Source organism: Brumimicrobium oceani, assembly GCF_003143775.1.
In the GTDB taxonomy this organism is placed as follows: Bacteria; Bacteroidota; Bacteroidia; order Flavobacteriales_D; family Crocinitomicaceae; genus Brumimicrobium; species Brumimicrobium oceani.
In genome coordinates, this window is record NZ_QFRJ01000009.1 from 22781 (window position 1) to 43191 (window position 20411).

At 36.8% G+C, this 20411-nt stretch carries 15 protein-coding genes; 6 read left to right on the top strand and 9 right to left on the bottom strand.

Annotated features, from left to right (window positions below; genetic code table 11):
- Window positions 1–23 precede the first annotated feature (23 nt).
- The 4 genes from DIT68_RS11350 to DIT68_RS11365 are packed head-to-tail and all read right to left on the bottom strand — an operon-like array spanning window position 24 to window position 3824.
- On the bottom strand, window positions 24–1913 hold the full coding sequence (locus DIT68_RS11350) for a TIGR00341 family protein (protein ID WP_109359925.1): 1890 nt from the start codon (window positions 1911–1913) through the stop codon (window positions 24–26).
- Between the two features lie 9 nt (window positions 1914–1922).
- Complete coding sequence (gene truB, locus DIT68_RS11355; protein WP_109359926.1) at window positions 1923–2642, bottom strand: tRNA pseudouridine(55) synthase TruB; 720 nt, start codon at window positions 2640–2642, stop codon at window positions 1923–1925.
- Between the two features lie 16 nt (window positions 2643–2658).
- Window positions 2659–2922: a DUF3098 domain-containing protein gene (locus DIT68_RS11360; protein WP_109359927.1), complete on the bottom strand. Its 264-nt coding sequence runs from the start codon at window positions 2920–2922 to the stop codon at window positions 2659–2661.
- Between the two features lie 11 nt (window positions 2923–2933).
- Window positions 2934–3824: a cell division protein FtsX gene (locus DIT68_RS11365; protein WP_109359928.1), complete on the bottom strand. Its 891-nt coding sequence runs from the start codon at window positions 3822–3824 to the stop codon at window positions 2934–2936.
- A 330-nt stretch (window positions 3825–4154) separates the two neighbouring features.
- Between DIT68_RS11365 and DIT68_RS11370 the strand changes: the two genes are divergently transcribed.
- Complete coding sequence (locus DIT68_RS11370) at window positions 4155–4790, top strand: YceI family protein (RefSeq protein WP_109359929.1); 636 nt, start codon at window positions 4155–4157, stop codon at window positions 4788–4790.
- A 73-nt stretch (window positions 4791–4863) separates the two neighbouring features.
- A complete protein-coding gene (locus DIT68_RS11375) occupies window positions 4864–5490 on the top strand; it encodes an HAD family hydrolase (RefSeq protein ID WP_109359930.1) in 627 nt (208 codons plus the stop codon).
- Here DIT68_RS11375 and mce read toward each other — a convergent pair.
- Entirely contained in the window at window positions 5467–5871 is a 405-nt protein-coding gene (gene mce / locus DIT68_RS11380) for a methylmalonyl-CoA epimerase (protein WP_109359931.1), read from the bottom strand. The genes DIT68_RS11375 and mce overlap by 24 nt on opposite strands.
- A gap of 455 nt (window positions 5872–6326) precedes the next feature.
- On the opposite strand from mce, the gene DIT68_RS11390 reads away from it, so the two are divergent.
- Together DIT68_RS11390 and DIT68_RS11395 are read left to right on the top strand one after the other, a co-directional pair.
- Window positions 6327–8054 carry an ABC transporter substrate-binding protein gene (locus tag DIT68_RS11390; RefSeq protein WP_109359933.1) on the top strand — a complete coding sequence of 576 codons (1728 nt, stop codon included), beginning with the start codon at window positions 6327–6329 and terminating at the stop codon, window positions 8052–8054.
- Window positions 8055–8086: 32 nt separating this feature from the next.
- Window positions 8087–10543: a TonB-dependent receptor gene (locus DIT68_RS11395; RefSeq protein WP_109359934.1), complete on the top strand. Its 2457-nt coding sequence runs from the start codon at window positions 8087–8089 to the stop codon at window positions 10541–10543.
- Window positions 10544–10779: 236 nt separating this feature from the next.
- Here the strand turns inward: DIT68_RS11395 and DIT68_RS11400 are convergent, their stop codons facing one another.
- Window positions 10780–11910 carry a T9SS type A sorting domain-containing protein gene (locus DIT68_RS11400; protein ID WP_109359935.1) on the bottom strand — a complete coding sequence of 377 codons (1131 nt, stop codon included), beginning with the start codon at window positions 11908–11910 and terminating at the stop codon, window positions 10780–10782.
- Window positions 11911–11988: 78 nt separating this feature from the next.
- Here DIT68_RS11400 and DIT68_RS11405 point away from each other — a divergent pair, with 78 nt between their 5' ends.
- The gene (locus DIT68_RS11405) at window positions 11989–12291 is read left to right on the top strand and encodes a hypothetical protein (protein WP_109359936.1); all 303 of its coding nucleotides are present in this window, start codon (window positions 11989–11991) and stop codon (window positions 12289–12291) included.
- A 109-nt stretch (window positions 12292–12400) separates the two neighbouring features.
- Here DIT68_RS11405 and DIT68_RS11410 read toward each other — a convergent pair whose 3' ends face one another.
- Window positions 12401–13798 (bottom strand): pyridoxal phosphate-dependent decarboxylase family protein, encoded by a 1398-nt coding sequence (locus DIT68_RS11410; protein WP_109359937.1) that lies wholly within the window; start codon window positions 13796–13798, stop codon window positions 12401–12403.
- 271 nt (window positions 13799–14069) lie between these two features.
- On the opposite strand from DIT68_RS11410, the gene DIT68_RS11415 reads away from it, so the two are divergent.
- Complete coding sequence (locus tag DIT68_RS11415) at window positions 14070–15194, top strand: glycosyltransferase family 4 protein (RefSeq protein WP_109359938.1); 1125 nt, start codon at window positions 14070–14072, stop codon at window positions 15192–15194.
- A 608-nt stretch (window positions 15195–15802) separates the two neighbouring features.
- Here DIT68_RS11415 and DIT68_RS11425 read toward each other — a convergent pair.
- Complete coding sequence (locus DIT68_RS11425) at window positions 15803–19279, bottom strand: efflux RND transporter permease subunit (RefSeq protein ID WP_109359940.1); 3477 nt, start codon at window positions 19277–19279, stop codon at window positions 15803–15805.
- Window positions 19280–19283: 4 nt separating this feature from the next.
- Window positions 19284–20411: an efflux RND transporter periplasmic adaptor subunit gene (locus tag DIT68_RS11430; RefSeq protein WP_109359941.1), complete on the bottom strand. Its 1128-nt coding sequence runs from the start codon at window positions 20409–20411 to the stop codon at window positions 19284–19286.

The following is a 20411-nucleotide window of genomic DNA, read 5'->3' on the forward strand; positions in this document are numbered from 1 at the left end:
CTGGAATAATGTGCTTATAGTCGCTATCTCTCTACTCTAATTGCTATTTTTAGCGTTACCTCCTCGTTTACCATTTTTTCTATCTCCTCCTTGATATAGTCAATTTCTTCAAGGCTTGGAGTTTCATCAGAGACAAAGTCAAGTGAGATAACCATCGGCTTTCTGGATTCCATCATTACTTTTTCAATAGTAATTCCTCTTATTTCGACGTCATTTAGCGATCGTATAATTTTATTTTCTTCCACAACCCTAAAGAAACCAAAGCCTAATGGAATACTAATTGAAAGCACTACAAACAAGGATACCAAAAGTCCTTTGCGCGCCAACCTGAAAGGACTGTAACCCGTAATTAAAAAGATGAGTGCCGCGGCCAAAACCATACCTGTAAGATTGGTAATGAGAAGAAGAAATGCTCCAAAGAAAATATCAAAATTAAGCCATGCAATACCAATTCCAGAAACAGCAAGAGGCGGAACTAGAGCAACTGCAATGGCCACTCCTGCAAGTGTTTTGGCAATTTCTTCTTTAGAATACGCATAAGCCCCTGCAGCTCCCGAGACAACCGCAATTCCAAGATCGATAATATTAGGCTCTATACGAGAGGTAATCTCTGAGTTGATTTGAGTAATAGGTGTAATAATTGTAAAGATTATGGCCACAATATACCCTACTCCTATCCCCACCATCATGGTGATAAAGCTATTTTTCATGAGCTGTCTATCCTGTCTCAAAACCCCCATAGAAAATGAAATAATTGGGGCCATTAAAGGAGCTAAAATCATTGCACCGATAATTACAGGAGAAGAATCGGCAAAAACCCCTAATGTCGCCAACATTACGGACAAAATCATTAAAACCACATAATTTTGTGTAGGTTTAGCGTTTTCCCTTAGCTGCTTAAACAATTCTTTATACTCATCCGCCGAGGCATGTGTAATGAAGGGTAATTTTTTTCGAACCATCTCCTTAATCAAGTCACCTTTTGGAAGATGCTTCGTCTGGAAAATTTTAGAACTGCTTTTGTTTTTAGTCTCAGATTCATACTTTATCGCATCACTAGGGATCTGCTTAAAAACAGACTTAAATGAAAACTGAAGTTTCGACTCGCTGGACCTTCTTCCGTCGATATGGCATTTAAATTCTTGTGAGGACTTGATGGTTAAATCTTCCGTTCTGTATCGGCTCAGAAAGTTGAAAGCCTTATTTTTTTGACCTGCACCCAAGAGCAATTTCATTATATAAGACCTCACCAATTGCAACACACTTCGGGGGGCAAAAACAAAGGTATTGAAGAGCTTTTCATTCGACAATTCGTTGTCCACATACACCCTTGAAACGACAGAATTATGTGCGTATTGAACAATTAAAATATCTGTAGCTGCGGTATCAATCGAATCTTTATCCTCCGCTGTAATAGTAAATGGCAAAGCTTGAATATCGACAAGACGCTTTAAGTAATTAAAGAACCTGGCTATTCTATAAACAATGCCTCCGCTCCCTGCTTTTTTAGTTAGAAAGGTAACGATCTCACCAATCACAACATAATTTAATATCACCTCATCGTTGCAACTTAAAATGCCAGTTTCCACAACACGTTTGGTATTCAGCAAATCAATAAACGCCTCTTTGGTATCTTTTGGAACTCTATATCCAGAGCGCGTTTGTTGCGCTTCGGGATGAGGCAGAAACCCTACTGAACATTTTAATTCTGCTAGAAGGGGCAAACAATTTTTTATTTCCTCATCGCTGAGATATAAGAAGACCTCATCGCTTTCTTTGAGTGACTTAATTTTAAATGTATGAAAATCTAGAATATTGGGACAATTCTCTTTGATAAACTCTTTTGCACTCTCACTTTCTTGATCTAGCGTTTCTAAATCTGCAAGTAAAAAGATATTTTCCGTTGTCGCCATGTTTAATTCTTAGTTTAACTCATCTATCATCTCATTTGCATCAATAATCTCTGTCCATTCTTCTACAGACTTCGCATTTTCAATTAAAAGCTTTCCCGATTGGGTTCTTCGCAAAGCAATTAGGGTTGCACCAGAATTTAGCGCTTTACCAAAATCATGAGCGATGGATCGGATGTAGGTTCCCTTCGAGCATTTAATCTCAAAATCAACTTCTGGGAAACGAATTTCCGTAATGTTAAAAGTATGTATAAAAATATCATTCTCCCTCAGCACAAGCTCTTCTCCCTTTCTGGCCGATTCATAAGCCCGTTTACCGTTTACTTTTTTAGCCGAAAAAATGGGTGGCCTTTGCTTTTGTGCTCCAGTAAATTCAAGAGCTGCTTTTTTAATCTTCTCTTCAGTGATGTGATCAACAGGGAATTCTTGATCAAATTCCTCCTCTAAATCATAACTTGGAGTTGTTTTACCTAAAAGAAATGTGCCTGTGTAGGTTTTATCTTCTGAGGTTAAATCTTGACTTAATTTTGTGCTTTTGCCTGTACAAATAATCAGAAGTCCGGTCGCTAGAGGATCCAAGGTTCCCGCATGTCCTACCTTAAATCTTTTGATCCCGTACTTTTTGCTTAACTTCCAACGCAGTTTATTTACCACATCAAAGGAGGTCCAGTTTAATGGTTTATCGACCAATAACACTTCACCTTTTCGGAACTCATAAATTTTATTCTCCATTCAGTTCAGTAGGATTTTAATTCTCTTTTGAATCTGTATCCTTTAGACTTTTAGGTTTTTTCATGATACTATAAATAATCACAGCATAACCCGCAAGAATTAAAATTGGAGCTACTGTCAATCGCACAGGAGAGAAAAGCTCATCTGCATTAAAGTCATTCAAGTTTTCTGCTGCTCCACCAATCATCAATAAAAACCCTCCCACATTAAGCACAACACCAATTATAAGTAGGCTATAGTTTGATTTATTGAAGAGAAATTTTGTTTTTTCTTTTTCCATAATACGTTTTTCTAATATAAATTATCGAGTCTTTTTCTCAAATATTTGTTCAATGCAAACCATGTTGAGAGCAGACTAATTAAGACGCCCAAGCAAATTAACACTCCGAACAAGATTAAAAATGTTTCAAAATTATAAGTTGAGCTCACAATGTCCATGTAGCTTTTCAGGGCAAAGAAAACCGCCATAAGCAGCGCCATTCCAATAAGGGCTGACAAAAATCCTTGAAAAATTGAATTCCATAAAAAAGGCCTTCTAATAAATCCTGATTTTGCCCCAACCAACTGCATTGTTTTAATGGTAAATCGTTTTGAATATAGCGCCAACCTTATGGTATTATTTATCATGGCAAAGGCGATAACAGTTAATAAGATACCGATTGCAACAAACAGATATATCCATTGAAGAAATCCCAGATTCACCTGGGCAACTCTATTTTCGTCGTAATTTACCTCTGCCACCTGCTTAGGGTAGGTTTCCAGAATTTTGTGTTTAATCGCGTCTAAACCTTGCTTGTCCACTATGGTTCCAACAGGATTGAATGACACTGAAGGAGGAAAAGGACTTTGATCGTTAAAAATTGCTTTGATTTCATTGGCTTCGACTTCATTGGATTGAAAAACCTCCAATGCGCGTTCGGGAGAAACAAACCAAACTGACTTAATATTATCCCATCCTTTCAATTCCTGCTCGATGAGCTTAATATCGGAGTCATTTAAATCTGGATTAAAGAACAAATCAATCTCAATATTTTCTTTTGCCGCATTCTGCGTATGTTCCAATCCAAAGTAGGCTCCCAACACCAGTCCCAACATAAAGAGCACCAGCGAAATTCCTACTACAACGGAGAGATAGCCTGATTGTAGACCTCGCCTCCCATATTTTTCAATATCTTTTCCCATTTAACGCACGAATTTAGGAAGATTTTTCAGAAATCAAGTTATTGTAATGCGATAAACTGTCCAGAATATCAATTTGGCCATATTTATCCTCAAGTTAGAAAGCTATTGCTTCTATTGCGCAGCAAATCTAAAGAAAGAATATTACAAGAAACCCATTTTGGTGGACATTTCCTATGCGCCATTAGCTGCAAACCAGTTCTATTGAAACAGATTGGTCAAAATTGAAACAATTAGCGTCTTAGTGGCTAGACAATAAACATTTACTGAATTAAATACCTTGGTATATATTTATTTTGATTATATTTGCACAAATTTAAAAAAAGAGAGAAAATGAAAAAAGTATTTTATGGAGTGTTGGCTTTCGCTGCAATTTCTTTAACATCATGTGGAGGTGCAGAAACTACAGAAGAAGTAGCTACAGAAACAGAAACGCAAGAGGTAGTTGTTGCTGAGTATGCATTGGATCAAGAAAACAGCAAATTAGAATGGGCTGGATCTTGGATCGGAGGTGAAAACGATGGTAATTCTCATAACGGAGTAATTAAAATCGCTGATGGACAAATGAAGCAAGATGGTGATAAATATAGCGGTCACTTTACTGTAGATATGAGTTCAATCGACGTACAAGATCTTGATGAAGCAAGTGGAAAACCAAAATTAGAAGGTCACCTTGCAAACGAAGATTTCTTTAACGTTAGCCAATATGCGGTTACTGATGTAAAAGTAATGGAGTACATTGATGGTAACGCTAAAATTATGTTGGTTGTTGGCGGTGTTGAAATGGAAAGAACTGTTCCAGTAACAATTTCAACTGATGATTCTAAAATGACAATTAAAGGTGATTTCTCTGTAGATTTTACAGATGCTAACATGCCAGGAATGCAAATTAAAGAGGACAAGCCAGAAGAAGGTGCTGTTTCTCCTACTATCGATTTCAAGCTTCACGCTGAATTGATGAAGAAATAAGTTTAGACTTTAAATTATAGAAAAGGGCGAACCGGGCAATCGGATTTCGCCCTTTTTTTGTTATATTCGATTTATGAAAATTAAGAATATCATTCTCGATTTAGGTGGGGTTCTTTTAAACTTGAACTACCAGCTAACTATTGATGCTTTCACGAATCTTGGGATAGAAGACTTTCAAAGTTTATATACTCAAGCCAATCAAAGCGACTTATTTAATCTACTCGAAAAAGGGAAGATCAGCAGTGATGAGTTTATAAAGAGAGTCAAAGGCTATTTACCGAATACAACAACTGACAAAGAAATAATTGATGCTTGGAATGCAATGTTATTGGATTTACCGAAGGAAAGATTAGATTTTCTACTTGAATTAAAATCTAACTATCCAACGGTTTTATTGAGCAACACAAACACCATTCACTTGGACTTCTTCCATAATCAACTCAATAGTGTGTATGGAGAAAAATCATTAGCTCCTTTTTTTAAAGAGGTTTACTTCAGCTGTGATATGGGTATGAGAAAACCTGATTCCGAAATTTTTGAAGCTCTTTGCAAAAAAGAAGGTTTTAAACCTGAAGAGACTTTATTTATTGATGACTCAATTCAGCATGTTGAAGGTGCTTCATCAATTGGTATTCAAGCGCATCATTTGGATGTAAAAAATGACAATGTTATTCGCTTAGTCCGTTCTCTCTTGGCATAATTCTACAAGCAGTCCTGCTGTTGACCTTGGATGTAAAAAGGCGATTTTCTTATTGTCTGCACCGTTTTTCGGAGTTTTTTGAATGAGTTGAAAATCTTGAGCAATCAATCTTTCAATTTCAGCTTCAATGTTTGTTACATCAAATGCAATATGGTGCATTCCTACTCCTCTTTTTTCTATAAATTTTGCAATTGGACTTTCTGGATTCGTAGCTTCGAGTAATTCAATTTTTGATTCTCCTACTCTAAAAAATGCGGTCTTTACTCCTTCTGATTGAACTTCTTCAATTTTATAACATTTGGTATTTAATAGTTGCTCGTAGATTTTAATGGCACTGTCCATGTCCTTAACTGCGATTCCTATGTGTTCTATTTTGTTCATTTTTTTGTGTGGGTTTATTTTGTGTTCGAATATAATATGTTTCTTGGGGATTGGTGTGGAAATGGGCAGAACTTTTTTTTGAGGGGAGTCGCTGCGCTCCTGTTTCTAACGTGGATTTTCGTAGGTTTACGCAGAAGTGGTTGGGTGATCGCTAGCGCTCGTTTTCTCCCGCAGATTTTCGCAGATTGCGCAGATGCTTTTGGTGAGCTGTGCTCTTTTTGGCTGACGCTGATTTTCGCGGGTTGTGCAGATGTTTTTTTGGATTCGCTGACGCTTAATTATTTTTTGCAGGCAGATTACTCCAATCTCGTTCTATTTATCACTCTGCAGTTTGATGCGGTTGGAGGAAATAAGGGGTTGATGGTGTAAATAATGGAATTATTATTTAAATTAGGAGTTGTATTTGTTTTTTTCCTATTCGAAAACCATTTAAAACAAACATTACTGCCATTTGTATGAAGAATTTATTAATCGTTTTATTGCTCATTTTTTTCACGTCTTGTAGTGAAAATGTCAAACAAAAAGAGTTTAAATATGCTGGTGGAACATTTAATTTTGCGATCAGTAATGCGCCCACTACTTTTATTCCTAGAAATGTCTCTGACTTATATTCCTCAACATTACTTAATCAAATCTATGAAGGATTGGTTGAGCTTGATCCAAAAACATTAGAAACAACGGCAGGCCTTGCAAAAAACTGGAGCGTTTCTGATGATGGAAAAACAATTAGGTTTGAATTGCGAGATAATGTTTTTTTTCATGCGCACCCCTCCATATCAGAAGAAAACAAGTTTACAGCAGAAGATGTAATTTACAGCATAGAATTGGCTTGTCGACCATATAAAAACGATTTTAGCAATGCTTACTATTCTATTTATAAAGGACTATTGAAAGGGGCTGATGAATTTCACAATTTGGAGGCCGATCATATTTCAGGGCTAACTGTGCGTGGAAATAGTTTAGAAATGGAGCTGTTAGAGCGCGATGCAAACTTTATAAATAAGCTTACACAGACAAATGCATTAATCGTTTCAAAAAAGGCAATAGAAGCTGGTCTTGCAGAAAATTTAATAGGAACAGGACCATTCAAATTTCATGAAAACAGGAAGAAAAACCAGCGAGAAGAAATTGTTTTGGTAAAAAATGAATTCTACTACGGTAAAGACAAAAATGGAAATAGCTTACCTTACTTGGATACTCTCGTAATGAAAATTGAGCACCAAAGAATTAAACAATTAGAATTGTTTGAGAATGAAGAGATTCATTTAATTGAGGGCTTACCTCCTGGAAAAGTTTCTGAAATGTTAGGTGAAGGCAAGATTGGAGATTTTAACAGCACACCACCCAAATTTATACTGGTCCGAAAACCATTACTTGCCACTCAATACTATTATTTCAATCTATTAAAACCAGAATTTCAAGATGTGCGCGTAAGGAAAGCCATCAACTATGCCATCAATCGCGATGCAATTATTTCAACTATTTTGAATTACCAAGCCTTTAAAAAGGGAGACGGTGGACTAATTCCTCCATCAGCGTTTAGCGGATATAAGTCAGAAAGTGTAGCAAAACATGGCTATGATTTCAATGTCAACAAAGCACAACGTTTGATGAGACAAGCAGGTTATGCCAATGGAAAAGATTTTCCTGAAATACGTTTAAAATACAACGAGGGAACCATTCATGCTGATGTAGCGAAAGAAGTTGCCAAGCAATTAAAAGAGAATTTAAACATCAACTTAATTTTACAGGAAGTTTCTTTTGAAGAGAAATTAAAAGATCAGAAATATGCAAACGGAGATTTATTTCGTTCTTCATGGTTTGCACAATACAATAGCCCAGAAAGTTTCTTGATGACCGCTTATGGAAAAACAGTTCCAAAGGATAGCACAAAGCCATCGATGACCAATTATTCACGTTATCAAAATGAAAGATTTGACGCTCTATTTGAACAAGGTAAGAAAAGCGCAGAAATAGTTGAACGATTCAATAGTTTTAATGAAGCAGAAACAATTTTAATGCAGGATTCGCCCTACATTATTCTTTGGTATGAGGAAACAATAAAGATCATTTATTCTAAAGTACGTAACCTGAAACTCAACGCTATGAACAGCTATTCTTTTAGAAATGTTTACCTTAAGGAATGGTCAAAAAAAGAATGGGAATCTAAGGAAAAACAATAAATGTGTATATTTTTAACCCCAAATAAAATACTATGGTAAAGTATCTACTTTTAATTTTCGGATTGGTATCATTTCCTTTGTTTGGTCAAATTTCTCAAACTTTAAAGGGAAGTGTCGTCGATTCTGAATCACAGTATCCATTAATCGGAGCTAAATTGACGTTAATTTCTTCTGACTCTAGCATAATTATGCGCAACATGACAGATTTAGATGGCTTGTACAATTTTCAGGAGGTGCCCATCGGAAAGTATGAACTAATAGCGAGTTACAATTCCTATTTAAATTCTTACACCACTGTTACCGTAAACTCTGGAAGAGAAAGTATTGTTAACATTAAATTAAATGAAGATGTTGTTACGACAGAGGAAGTGAACATTATCGGAAGAAAAGTAGGGCAAGTCAACAATGAAATGGCAACAATTTCTGCCCGACAATTTAGTGTGGAAGAAACAAATCGATATGCTGGCTCCAGAGGTGATCCCGCAAGAATGGCCAGCAACTTCGCAGGAGTTCAAGGCGCAGATGACTCAAGGAATGACATTGTGGTGCGTGGGAATTCTCCAATTGGAATTCTATGGAAAGTGGAAGGAATTGATTTACCGAATCCAAATCATTTTGCGACATCGGGCTCAACAGGTGGCCCAGTGGCTATTTTGAACAATAAGATTTTGGCCAACTCAGACTTCTTCATATCAGCATTTCCAGCAGATTATGGAAATTCAATTTCTGCGGTGTTTGATTTGAGATTAAGAAATGGAAACACTGACAAACATGAATTTACGGGTCAATTTGGATTTTTAGGAACAGAAGTTCTTGCCGAAGGTCCAATTAATCGCGACAAACGTTCGAGCTACCTAGTAATGGGGCGTTACAGCACCTTAAGCATTTTTCAATCAATGAATATTCGAATAGGAACAGATGCTGTTCCTGCTTATGGAGACGGAGCTTTCAAACTTTCTTTTCCATTGAAAAAAGGTGGACATATTGGGATTTTTGGAATTGGAGGAGCCTCTGATATTGCCATTAAAATATCTGATCAGAAAGAAATATCGGAGGAAGCTTTTGGTGAAGGAGATAGAGATCAATATTTCGGAACTGCAATGGGAGTTTTGGGTTTGAGTTATAAAAAACCAGTTTCCAGAAACACTTTCTTTAAGGCAACCATAGCCCAATCATACGACCAGCAAAAATCGCGTCATGATTTCCTAGAGCGAAGTATTGATACGAGCATAGTGGGCGGAGAGGAACAGTATGAAATCAGGACAGACTCTATTTATCAACTGATGGGTTACAAATTTAAAACCTATAAAACTGCTCTTTATGCAAGTATCAATCACAAAATAAACAACAGGAATTTAATTCGCGCGGGAATTAATGTGGATGGCTATTATATTGTAAATAATGATTCTGTTTTAGATGTTACCAAGAGCTTTTTTGAAACACGCCACGATTACGAAGGTTTTAGCACATTAATTCAGCCTTTTGTGCAATATAAATGGAAAATTAATGAGCGAATGGATTTTACCGCTGGAGTTCATAGTCAATATTTTTCGTTGAGCGACAGCTGGAGTTATGCGGAACCAAGATTAGGTTGGCAATGGAGGCTACAAAACGGACAACAGTTTAGCGCTGGAGCAGGACTACATTCACAAATGCAACCGACTTATCAATATACATATCAGCAGGTGAATACCGAAGGAGAAATGCGCAGGTTAAATGAAGACATGGATTTCACAAAGAGTTTTCACAGTGCAGTTGGTTATCAAAAGAATTTTAAAAGCAATTTAACCTTAAAGTCAGAAGTTTATTATCAACACCTCTATAATATTCCAGTAAACACTTATGCTTCCTCGTTTAGCTTAATCAATCAAGGTTCTGGATTCCAACGATTTTTCCCAGATGAATTGGTGAATGAAGGAACGGGTACAAATTATGGAGTTGAGGTGTCAGTTCAGAAATATTTTAATAAATCATTCTTTTTCTTAGCGACCGGTTCACTTTTTGAATCGAAATACAAAGGAAGTGATGGAATTGAGAGAAACACAGATTTCAACGGGAATTACGCTGTTAACTTTCTTGCTGGAAAAGAATTCAAGATTAATGATAGAAATATGATTTCTGCAGGATTTAAGGTGACTGCTGCAGGAGGAAGAAGATATGGTTATGTTGATATTGCAAAAACCGAAATAAACAGCGAACTGGTGTTTAAAGACTCTTTGTTCAACACACGTCAATTTAAAGATTATTTCAGGTTAGATTTAAAAGTGACTTACGTTCTAAATACAGAGAAATTAACGCACGAAATTGGACTAGACTTAGTCAACATTTTAAATACGGAAAATATCTTAGCCTTGAGTTATGCACCTAATTTAGCCGACCCAACTCAAGACCCGATTGCACAAAGATATCAATTGGGCTTTCTCCCGATATTTTATTATAAAGTAGATTTTAGTTTTTCTAAAGGACCACGGGGTGGAAGCTCGCGATAGATAAAAACTAAAATCAATTACGAATTAGAGAAATTACGAATTACGAATTCGGTGTTGTATTGAACCACTGCTTTGTAATGGTTGAGGAATTTTCTAACGAAAATTAAGTGAAGAAGATAGTGATTTTCTTCTAATATTCCAGGAGTTACAAACTCTCAGTAACACTCGCGGCAACATATTCGAAATTCCCCAATACGAAATTCCCGCATTCGTAATTCGTAATTCGTAATTCGTAATTATCTAACTATTGCTTTTTGAGTTGTTACTTTTCCTTTCGAATGAATCTTAACAAAATAGATTCCAGGCTTAACACTTGTGAAAGTAAGTGATTTATCGACATTGTTTAGCGATCTTAATATTTGCCCTTGAGCTGAGATGATTTCTAATTGATCTATGCTTTGATTGATATCGATATTAATGGTTCCGTTGGAAGGATTTGGATAGATGTTAACGATTTTATCTAATTGATTTTCTTCTTTGGCACTTAATAATTCAGCTGAATTAAATTGACTGAAAAATCTCCAAATTACAGTGCTGGCGTCAAAATCGTGATTAGTAACACCAATATCAAAAATAGCGCCTGGCCATGTATGACCTCCATCTACTATTTTGTAATGTTCAACTGTAGCGCCGTTAGTGCCATTTTCGTAGAGATAATGTTCTGCGGTGCAATTATCTGTTGGGTCGATGTCTGGTAGCTGCGTTACTACCGGGGATGTATTGGTGTTTGTTTGAGCCACCCAATGGTCTACCACATTCGGAACCGATGCAAAAGTAATGTTTCCATTATAAGGAACTACGGCGTCATCCGTACCATGAATCGACATTGTTGGAACAGGTTTTGTGGGTGTACAACCCGCTAGCTGACTAGCATCCATCGTTCCTGTCACAGATGCAATTGCCGTTATTTTATCAGATAAATTACAGGCTAAATAATAGCTCATAAAACCACCATTACTCATCCCTGTTGAATAAACACGATTTGTATTGATTTCATAATTCGTGCTTATTTCATCAATTAAATCAGAAAGAAAGCCCAAATCATCTGCTCCAGCGGGTACAAAGAAATTCCAATAGCGCTCTCCCGTTGGGTCCAAAGTCCCGTTGGGAACAGCCATTATAAAATTGGCCGTATCGGCAATGTCCCGAAATTCTCCATAGAAAATTTGTTCTAGCATTGACGAGCCATAGCCATGTAAATTGAGCAACAAAGGATATTCTGTTTGTCCGTCGTAAGCTTGCGGAACATACAAAATATACTCACGATTTATTCCATTATGCTCTAAGGTTAAATTGCTTTGCGTTCCTGTTTGTGCAGAAAGTATATTCGATAAAAAAAGTGAAAGTAAAAGGAGAAGATGTTTCATGTTTCAGTATTTATGGCAGATGAATATACAGCAAAAAATTAAAAATTCCATAGCTTTACGAGAGTAAAACGAAGAAAAATGCAGAAACTTACTTTATACGAAGATATTTTTGATGATTTAGAAAAAGGCAAGCGCACCACAATTCGAAAAGGCCGCAGGAATATTGAACTTGGTGAATTATTGCTTGAAAGTACTGATATCCAACGTAAAAAGATAGTTGACGTAAAAATGGTTTATTACTCACGACTGGAATCTGTAAAAAAGACAGACTTAGAGAATGACGGTTTCACAGACCACCAGGACATGTGGGAAAAAATGCAGCGTTTCAATCCTGATATTGGATTGGAAGACGAGGTTACCGTTGTAATTTTTAATGTTTAATTATTAATGTTTAACGTGGTTGGGGCGGCTGTGTGAATTAAGTATTTTGAATGGTAAATTACGAATTCGTGTTGTTGACCAAAATTCGTAATTTGTAATTAATTACTCTTTAGCACTTTTCACATATAGATTTATCTTTTTCGAGCTCTGTAAAATGTTCTGCTACGAAGTTTTCTAGTTTTTTGAAAAAGAGTAGAATGTCATCATGGCTATTTTGTGCATTGATGGTTACGAATCTGATAAATTCATCCTCTTGGAATCTTCCATAACCCACCATGAGTTCTGCGTGCTCATTGAGCTTTGTACAAATATCTTTTGCTGAAATGTTTTTATAATTGAAACACACAGAAATAGAATCATCATAGCTATACAATTGATAATCTGGATGATTTCTTACGTAATCTCTTGCGGTATCAGCCAAATCGAATTGATGATCAACAATTTTTTCTAATCCTTTTGTTCCCACGCTTTTCCATAAAGTCCAAAATTTCAAAGCATCATTTCTTCTACCGCATTGCAATGAAGTTTTCCCTGGATTAAATTCATCTTCATCGGTTTGGAAAAGGTATTCCGCATCATTTGCAAATGAATCTCGCAGGTGTTTTTTATCTTTTACCACAATAATGGAACAAGTTAAAGGTGTTCCAATCATTTTGTGTGCATTAAAACTGAAAGAATCGACGTTTTCAAGGCCTTTTAGGTGGTGCTTGTACTTTTCGCTAAAAATTACAGAGCCACAATATGCGCCATCTACATGAATCCAAACACTGTGTTTTTTACATACCGCGTCAATTTCTTCAACGTTATCAAAAGCGCCTAAAACCGTTGTGCCCGCAGTAACATTTACCATTACAGGATAAAATCCATCTTCAATATCTTTAGCGATTGCCTTATTTAATTCAGAGGGAATCATCTCCCCTACTTTGTTCACAGGAATATATCTTACATTGTTTCTTCCAATTCCAGAAAAAGAAGCATTTTTTGGAATACTGTAGTGAGATTCAATCGAAGTATAAACGGTCATTTTTTGTTGAACTCCTGCAAAGCGAATTTTCGAATTAAAAGCATCTCTTGCCATTAGCATAGACATAAAATTCGTCATAGAGCCACCTGTAGCGAATGTCCCATCAGCACTTTCGTCCCAACCGATTATTTCACAAACTTTTCGTAGAACAATTTTCTCTACTCCTACCTGAGCACCAGCAGCTTTATAAGTGTACATGCTATTATTGAGCAAAACCGCCAATAATTCTCCTAAAACGGCCTTCTCATTTCTTCCACCATATAATTGATTGAAGAATGCATTTGTTGCTGTTCTTGGAGAAGCCATCACCAGTTCTTTCAACTTTTGAAGATGGGTTTCATCGTCGATTGGTTGGTCTACAAGTGACAAATCTAGTTGATCAAACAATTGATCTGCAGGAATATAATCCACTACAGGATTAACTTTCTCGTCGGCTAATAAATCTGATGCTAATGATTGAAAAACGGCTAATGCTTTTTCCATAATATTTTATGCTGTTTCGGCGGAAACCCAGTAAAAGCTAATGTTTTATTGAATTCTCTCTAGCGAAATTTTAATCGTTATTGGGTTCTCTCTAAAATAAGGCACAAAAGTACGGTTTTTAGTTGAAAAACGATAAAAATAGTTTGTTCTTGAATTGGAATAAAAGTGAATCGCATATTTGTTTATTTCTGTTCTAAGAATAGCTGCTTTTTTGGTTGATCACAAACCCTATACTATTCGTAGAATATTAATATCTTTGCGCACTGGATTTATGAAAATAGGCGTAAACACAAGGTTTTTACTTAAAAACAAAATGGAAGGTTTTGGGTGGTACACCTATGAAACAATGTTGAGAATAACTCAGCAACACCCTGAACATGAATTCATTTTCTTTTTTGACCGACCTTTTGATCAAAAGTTTATTTTTTCAGATAACATTACTCCTGTGGTCGTGAGTCCGCCAGCTAGACATACCATTTTACAGAAGATTTGGTTTGACTACTCTATTCCGAGGGCATTAAAAAAATACAATTGTGATCTTTTTGTTTCTCCAGATGGGTATTTATCATTAAAGACAGATGTTCCACAATTGGCGGTAATTCACGATTTAAACTTCGAACATAATCCGCAAGACGTTCCTAAAAATGTTTTGAGGTTTTACAAAACTCGTTTTCCACTATTTGCTGAAAAGGCTGCTAGAATTTGTACTGTTTCTGATTTTTCTAAGCAGGATATCATGAAAACTTATGGTATTTCTGGGGACAAGATTGATGTGACGCATAATGGAGTTTCGGACGCCTTTCAGCTGGTTGAAGAGCGTAAAAAACAAGAAGTTCGTGCAAAATACACCAATGGAGAACCTTATATTGTTTTTGTTGGAGCTATCCATAAACGAAAAAACGTTCAACGCTTAATTGAGGCCTACAGAAATCTCAAAACAGAACAAAATATACCTCATCACTTGTTACTAGTGGGAGAGCCTATGTGGAATAGTGAGGCCATAAAGGTCGAGGAGGAAATGAAATCTTTTATTCATTTTACGGGGCATGTTTCTTTGGATAAGCTTGCCGAAGTGATGGGAAGCGCGACGTGCTTGGCTTTTGTGAGTTACTTTGAGGGTTTTGGTATTCCGCTGGTTGAGGCTATGCAAGCGGGTGTTCCTATTTTGGCGGGGAATAAAACTTCACTTCCTGAGATTGGTGGTGATGCTGTATTGTATTGTAATCCGCATTCTGTGTCCTCTATTCAAAATCAATTGCATTTACTGTTGACTGATGGAGAGTTGAGGGATGATTTGATTGAAAAAGGTAGGGAGAGAGCAAAGGATTTTTCTTGGGATTATACGGCTAGGGATTTGTGGAAATCGGTGTTGAAGGTGATTGGTGAGGGTCGCTGACGCTCGTGTTTCTCCCGCGGAATTTCCCGGATTTCGCAGATGTTTTTTTGGGTCGCTTCGCTCTTGTTTTTCACGCGGATTTTCGTAGATTACGCAGATGTTTTTTTGGGTCGCTTCGCTCTTGTTTTTCACGCGGATTTTCGCAGATTTCGCAGATGTTTTTTTGGGTCGCTTCGCTCATGTTTTCCCGCGGATTTTCGCAGATTTCGCAGATGTTTTTTTGGGTCGCTTCGCTCATGTTTTTCACGCAGAATTTCGCAGACTTTATTTTGGGTCGCTTCGCTCTTGTTTTTCACGCGGATTTTCGCAGATTTCGCAGATGTTTTTTTGGGTCGCTTCGCTCATGTTTTTCACGCAGAATTTCGCAGACTTTATTTTGGGTCGCTTCGCTCATGTTTTCCCGCGGATTTTCGCAGATTACGCAGATTTTATTTTGTTGGGTGATGGTGGGTTTGTGAAATGTTTTTCGCTCTCTTTTTCTTTCTGATATAGGGTGTTTATCTTATTATAACTCTGATAATTCTACATCAAAAAAAATGCGGTACTCCAATTCGAAGCACCGCATTTTTTGTAGTATAACTTTCAACCTTAAATTCTAAACAACTGAACTACACATTAGTTTTCAGTGTCCATTTCATTTTTTTATAAATCCAAACTTTGAATCTGTAGAGGCTCAAGTACATCGCCGGAACGATAACCAAAGTTAAGAATGTTGCGAATGTTAAACCGTAAATAATTGTCCATGCCATTGGGGAGAAGAACATGTTGTTGTCTCCACCAATGAAAATATTTGGTTTGTATTCGTTTAATAATCCAACGAAGTCGATGTTCAAACCAATGGCCAAAGGAAGCAAACCTAGAACGGTCGTAATTGCAGTTAATAAAACTGGACGTAAACGTACCTCTCCACCACGAATTGTGGCTGCTAAGACTTCTTCATCAGATTCTAAATCTGTTTCTTCAAGTCCGGCTTTATCACGGTTTTCTCTTCTAATGAGGTTGGTGTAATCAATTAATACAATTGAGTTATTTACTACAACTCCGGCCAAAGATATAATCCCAATCATGGTCATCATAATTACGAATGTTTGACCGCTCAGAGCTAATCCTAAGAATACTCCAATAAAGGAAAGTACTACCGAGAAAAGGATAATTGCTGGAGTTGAGAAAGAGTTAAACTGGGCAACGATGATCAAAAGAATTAAGAAAACAGCGATCAATAGCGCGTTACTCAAAAAGGCCATTTCTTCTGCTTGCTCATCTTGTGCTCCAGTAAAGTTGTAAATCACATCTTTCGGCAAGTTGTCTTCGTTGGCATAATCCATCATTTTCTCTTTTAACATGGCTACCACCTCATTTCCGTTAAATCCTTCTGTTACATCAGATGAAATAATCACTTTTGAAGTTTGATCTTCTCTGGCCACTCCTGTATAAGAAATGTTTTCTTCTGGATCTTGAATTACACTTCGAATTGGAATATTCAACAGTACTCCTTTGTTGTTTCTAAACATTAGTTTTTGATCCAACAAGGCATCTAAATCGTAACGGGAATTCTGTTGAAATCTCACGACCATGTCGTAATTTTCTTCATCCTTGGTGTAAGTTGCAATATCCTGACCTAGCAGTGCTTTTCTAATCGCCATTCCCACTTGTGTAGTAGAAGCATTTAGTTTTCGTACTTGATCTCTGTCTACAATAATTGGAATCTCTGGACGAGTAGCCTCCACGTTCAATTTTAATTCGTCGACTCCTTCTACAGCCTCACGGTCTAAATATTTCTTAACATCTGTAGCTACTAAAATCAAGTCTTTGTATTCACCGCTTGCAGTATTTATCAACTCAATATTAATAGGAGCTTGTTGTGGCGGCCCCATTTCGTTTTTCTTCACAGAAATCTGAACGTCTGCCGGTAATATTCCTTTCAACTCATCTTGAAGCTTTTTCAACACATAACCCGTGGCATTAATAGAATCTCTGTATTGAAACTCGGTAAAGTCAATGGTAATTCTCGCCTTGTGTGGCGTATCTCCCATATCCATTCCTTGCTCACTCGTTCCTTTTCCTACTTGTGCAATGATAGACTGAACAAAGTCAGACTTCTTCACATTGTTAAGATCTGTTCCTTCCATGTATGGTGCTAAGATCTCATTGATTTTTTCTTCAATGATTAATGTAGATTTATTCGTCTCCATAATATCTGTTCCAATCGGATGCGTGATAAAGACATTCGCAAACTTGGCTTGGTTAGACGGGAAGAACTCTACCTTTGGTTGATTTAAAGCAAACACTACCACAGATAAAATCAGCATTATAAATGTCCCTACAATGAAAAGAATTGGTCGGTGACCTTTTAGAGCGAAAGTCAAGAAGTTTTTGTACCACCTTTCTAAAACAGGCAACAATTTTTCTTGGAAAGCAATTGTTCCTGGGAAAAATATAAAGGTATTTAACAGTCCGATTAAACCGATCAACATAATTATATTTCCTAACAGAACAGCATCTAACATTACCACAAGGAAACCAACGCCCAAGAATGCGACAGCAGCAATGAAAGACTTCATTTTTTTAGGTTTACTCTGTTCAACCGTCATGTATAGAGCTGTCAGCACTGGATTTATCACCAAAGCCACAAATAAAGAAGATCCTAAAACGATCATAAGTGTGATGGGCAAATATTTCATAAACTCACCAAAAATACCAGGCCAAACCGCTAGCGGAACGAAAGCCGCTAAAGTAGTTGCTGTAGAAGCAATAATTGGCCAAGCTACCTCACTTACCCCATGAATCGCTGCTTTGAATGGTGGGTATTTCTCTTCATCCATGAAACGATAGATGTTTTCCACCACCACAATTCCGTTATCTACCAACATTCCCAATGCGAGAACCAAGGCAAACAATACAATCGTATTTAGCGTTACACCCATTGTTTGCAGAATCATAAAGGACATCAACATAGATAATGGAATCGCTACACCAACAAACATTGCGTTTCTTGCTCCTAAGAAGAACAACAAAACCAATGTTACCAAGATTACTCCAAAAATAATTGAGTTTTCAAGGTTAGAAACCATGTCACGTGTTTGATCCGATTGGTCATTGGTAATTGAAACATTAACTCCTTTAGGAATAACGTTATCATCTTTAGCTTTTTGAACAAGCGCGTTAATTTTATCTGCGGCATCCAACAAGTTTTCTCCACCTTGTTTGATAATATCGAGCATTACAACTGGCGCACCAAACTCACGAGCGAAAGAAGTTGTATCTCCATCACCAAAATAAACATCAGCGATATCCTTCAACTTCACAGGCATATAATCTTCCTGTTTTACGATTACTTCGCCTAACTCTTCGGCACTTTGAAATTCACCATCAATCATAATGGTTTTACGCATTCCATTCATTAGGATTTCACCACCAGAAATTGTAGCATGCTCTGCAGCCACGGCATTTTCAATATCATCAAGAGAAACCTGAACTGCTTCAGCTTTCAATCTATCCACATCAATACGCATTTCTTCCTCTTGAACTCCACGAATATTTACCTCATTAATTTCAGTTAAATCTTCGACTAAGTCCTTTAGATCTTCGGCAATGTCTTTCAACACCTTTGGGCTATTTCCACTCAAGTTAATGTTCATGATTGGAAAATCACTCGGATTAATTTCGAAGATATTTGGTTCAACAGGCAATTCTGGGAAATCTGTTTCAGCTCTCGCTTGATCTACCGCGTCTTTCACCTTATTTAATCCATCGTTGACATCAATTCCGAAATCAAATTTCACACGAATAGTTGTATAACCGTGTTGAGAATCTGAGAGGATTTCATCTACCTTTTTAATTGTCTTTACCTTTTTTTCAACTGCTTCTGCAATCTTTTCAGACATGTATTTTGGAGACGAACCAGGCTTGGCAATTCCTATGTAAATTTCAGGAATTTGTAATTCCGGAAAGTTTTCTTTTGGCATCGATTGGTAGGAAAACATCCCGCCAATAAAAAGGATAGCAATAATTAAGAAAACTACTTTGGAGTTGTTAACCGCCCAATTCGAGATTCCAAAAAGTTTTGTTTTATTTTTCTCTTCCATTACTTTATTTTGATTCTATTCGAACAACATCACCATCAGAAATTCCACGACCTCCAGCAGAAACGATTAAATCTCCAGCGTTCACTTCACCATTCAACACTTCAATTGCTGCTTTTCCATGGTACTGACTAATTAAGTTCACCATTACTTGGTGTGCTTTGTAATTTTCACCGTCTTTTTTCAAAACGAAAATATAACTCTCATTCTTTTGTGTTTTCAATACAGAAACAGCAGGAACCATTAGCGCACTATCGATGACTAAATCAGTAATCAACATTTCGGCTAGCATGTTTGGCAGCAACTCTGTCTCTCCTTCTATATCCGCATTTACTCTGAAAGTTCTGTTTGTTGGATTGATGTATTTCCCCACAGAAGAAATTTTCAAGTTGAACGTGTCTCTTAGAGTGGGAACAAAAATTTCTACCTCAGTTCCTTCTTTAACAGTTTTCAGATAATGCTCAGAAATGTTTCCTGTAACGCGCATTTCATCATTATTCACTAATCTTAGAATTGGAGATTGAGCACTTGCCATCTCTCCAACGAATGTTACAATTTCATCAACGACACCGCTGTATGGCGCTCTCACTGTTGATTTCGAAGATTGCGTTTGAACTGTATTTAATTGTGAACGTAAAGCTGCTACTTGATTTTTAGCTGACTTCAATTCAAACTCTGTTCCTACTCCTCGGTCAAACAATTGATTTTGTTTTTCCAAATTGTATTCAGCAAATTCTAATTGGGTTTGCAATTCTTTAATATTACTTGCCAAGATTTCTGTATCAATTCTTGCTAAAACTTGACCTTTAGAAACTTTTTGTCCCTCTTTAACAAGGATAGATTTTATTAATCCGCTTGCTTCCGCAAAAATCAATGCTTCATTATCCGTTTCTATATCCCCTTGAACATTAATTTTGTGCTTGAACGTTCCCGTTTCAGCAGTCATACTTTCCACGTAAGGAAACATAACCACTTTCGCCGTATCCATGCTTTTAATTTTCTGGTCAAGATCTGCTAATTCAACTTTTAAAGAAGCCCTTTTCTCTTTTAACTTATCCAGTTTAGATTCTGGACTACATGCAACTACTGTTGATATTATTCCTAATACTACCAGTGATTTAAAGTATTTTCTCAT

Coding starts and splice junctions, on each gene's coding strand:
- DIT68_RS11350 (WP_109359925.1), bottom strand. CDS start 1,913: ATGGCGACAACGGAAAATATCTTTTTACTTGCAGATTTAGAAACGCTA.
- truB (WP_109359926.1), bottom strand. CDS start 2,642: ATGGAGAATAAAATTTATGAGTTCCGAAAAGGTGAAGTGTTATTGGTC.
- DIT68_RS11360 (WP_109359927.1), bottom strand. CDS start 2,922: ATGGAAAAAGAAAAAACAAAATTTCTCTTCAATAAATCAAACTATAGC.
- DIT68_RS11365 (WP_109359928.1), bottom strand. CDS start 3,824: ATGGGAAAAGATATTGAAAAATATGGGAGGCGAGGTCTACAATCAGGC.
- DIT68_RS11370 (WP_109359929.1), top strand. CDS start 4,155: ATGAAAAAAGTATTTTATGGAGTGTTGGCTTTCGCTGCAATTTCTTTA.
- DIT68_RS11375 (WP_109359930.1), top strand. CDS start 4,864: ATGAAAATTAAGAATATCATTCTCGATTTAGGTGGGGTTCTTTTAAAC.
- mce (WP_109359931.1), bottom strand. CDS start 5,871: ATGAACAAAATAGAACACATAGGAATCGCAGTTAAGGACATGGACAGT.
- DIT68_RS11390 (WP_109359933.1), top strand. CDS start 6,327: ATGAAGAATTTATTAATCGTTTTATTGCTCATTTTTTTCACGTCTTGT.
- DIT68_RS11395 (WP_109359934.1), top strand. CDS start 8,087: ATGGTAAAGTATCTACTTTTAATTTTCGGATTGGTATCATTTCCTTTG.
- DIT68_RS11400 (WP_109359935.1), bottom strand. CDS start 11,910: ATGAAACATCTTCTCCTTTTACTTTCACTTTTTTTATCGAATATACTT.
- DIT68_RS11405 (WP_109359936.1), top strand. CDS start 11,989: ATGCAGAAACTTACTTTATACGAAGATATTTTTGATGATTTAGAAAAA.
- DIT68_RS11410 (WP_109359937.1), bottom strand. CDS start 13,798: ATGGAAAAAGCATTAGCCGTTTTTCAATCATTAGCATCAGATTTATTA.
- DIT68_RS11415 (WP_109359938.1), top strand. CDS start 14,070: ATGAAAATAGGCGTAAACACAAGGTTTTTACTTAAAAACAAAATGGAA.
- DIT68_RS11425 (WP_109359940.1), bottom strand. CDS start 19,279: ATGGAAGAGAAAAATAAAACAAAACTTTTTGGAATCTCGAATTGGGCG.
- DIT68_RS11430 (WP_109359941.1), bottom strand. CDS start 20,411: ATGAGAAAATACTTTAAATCACTGGTAGTATTAGGAATAATATCAACA.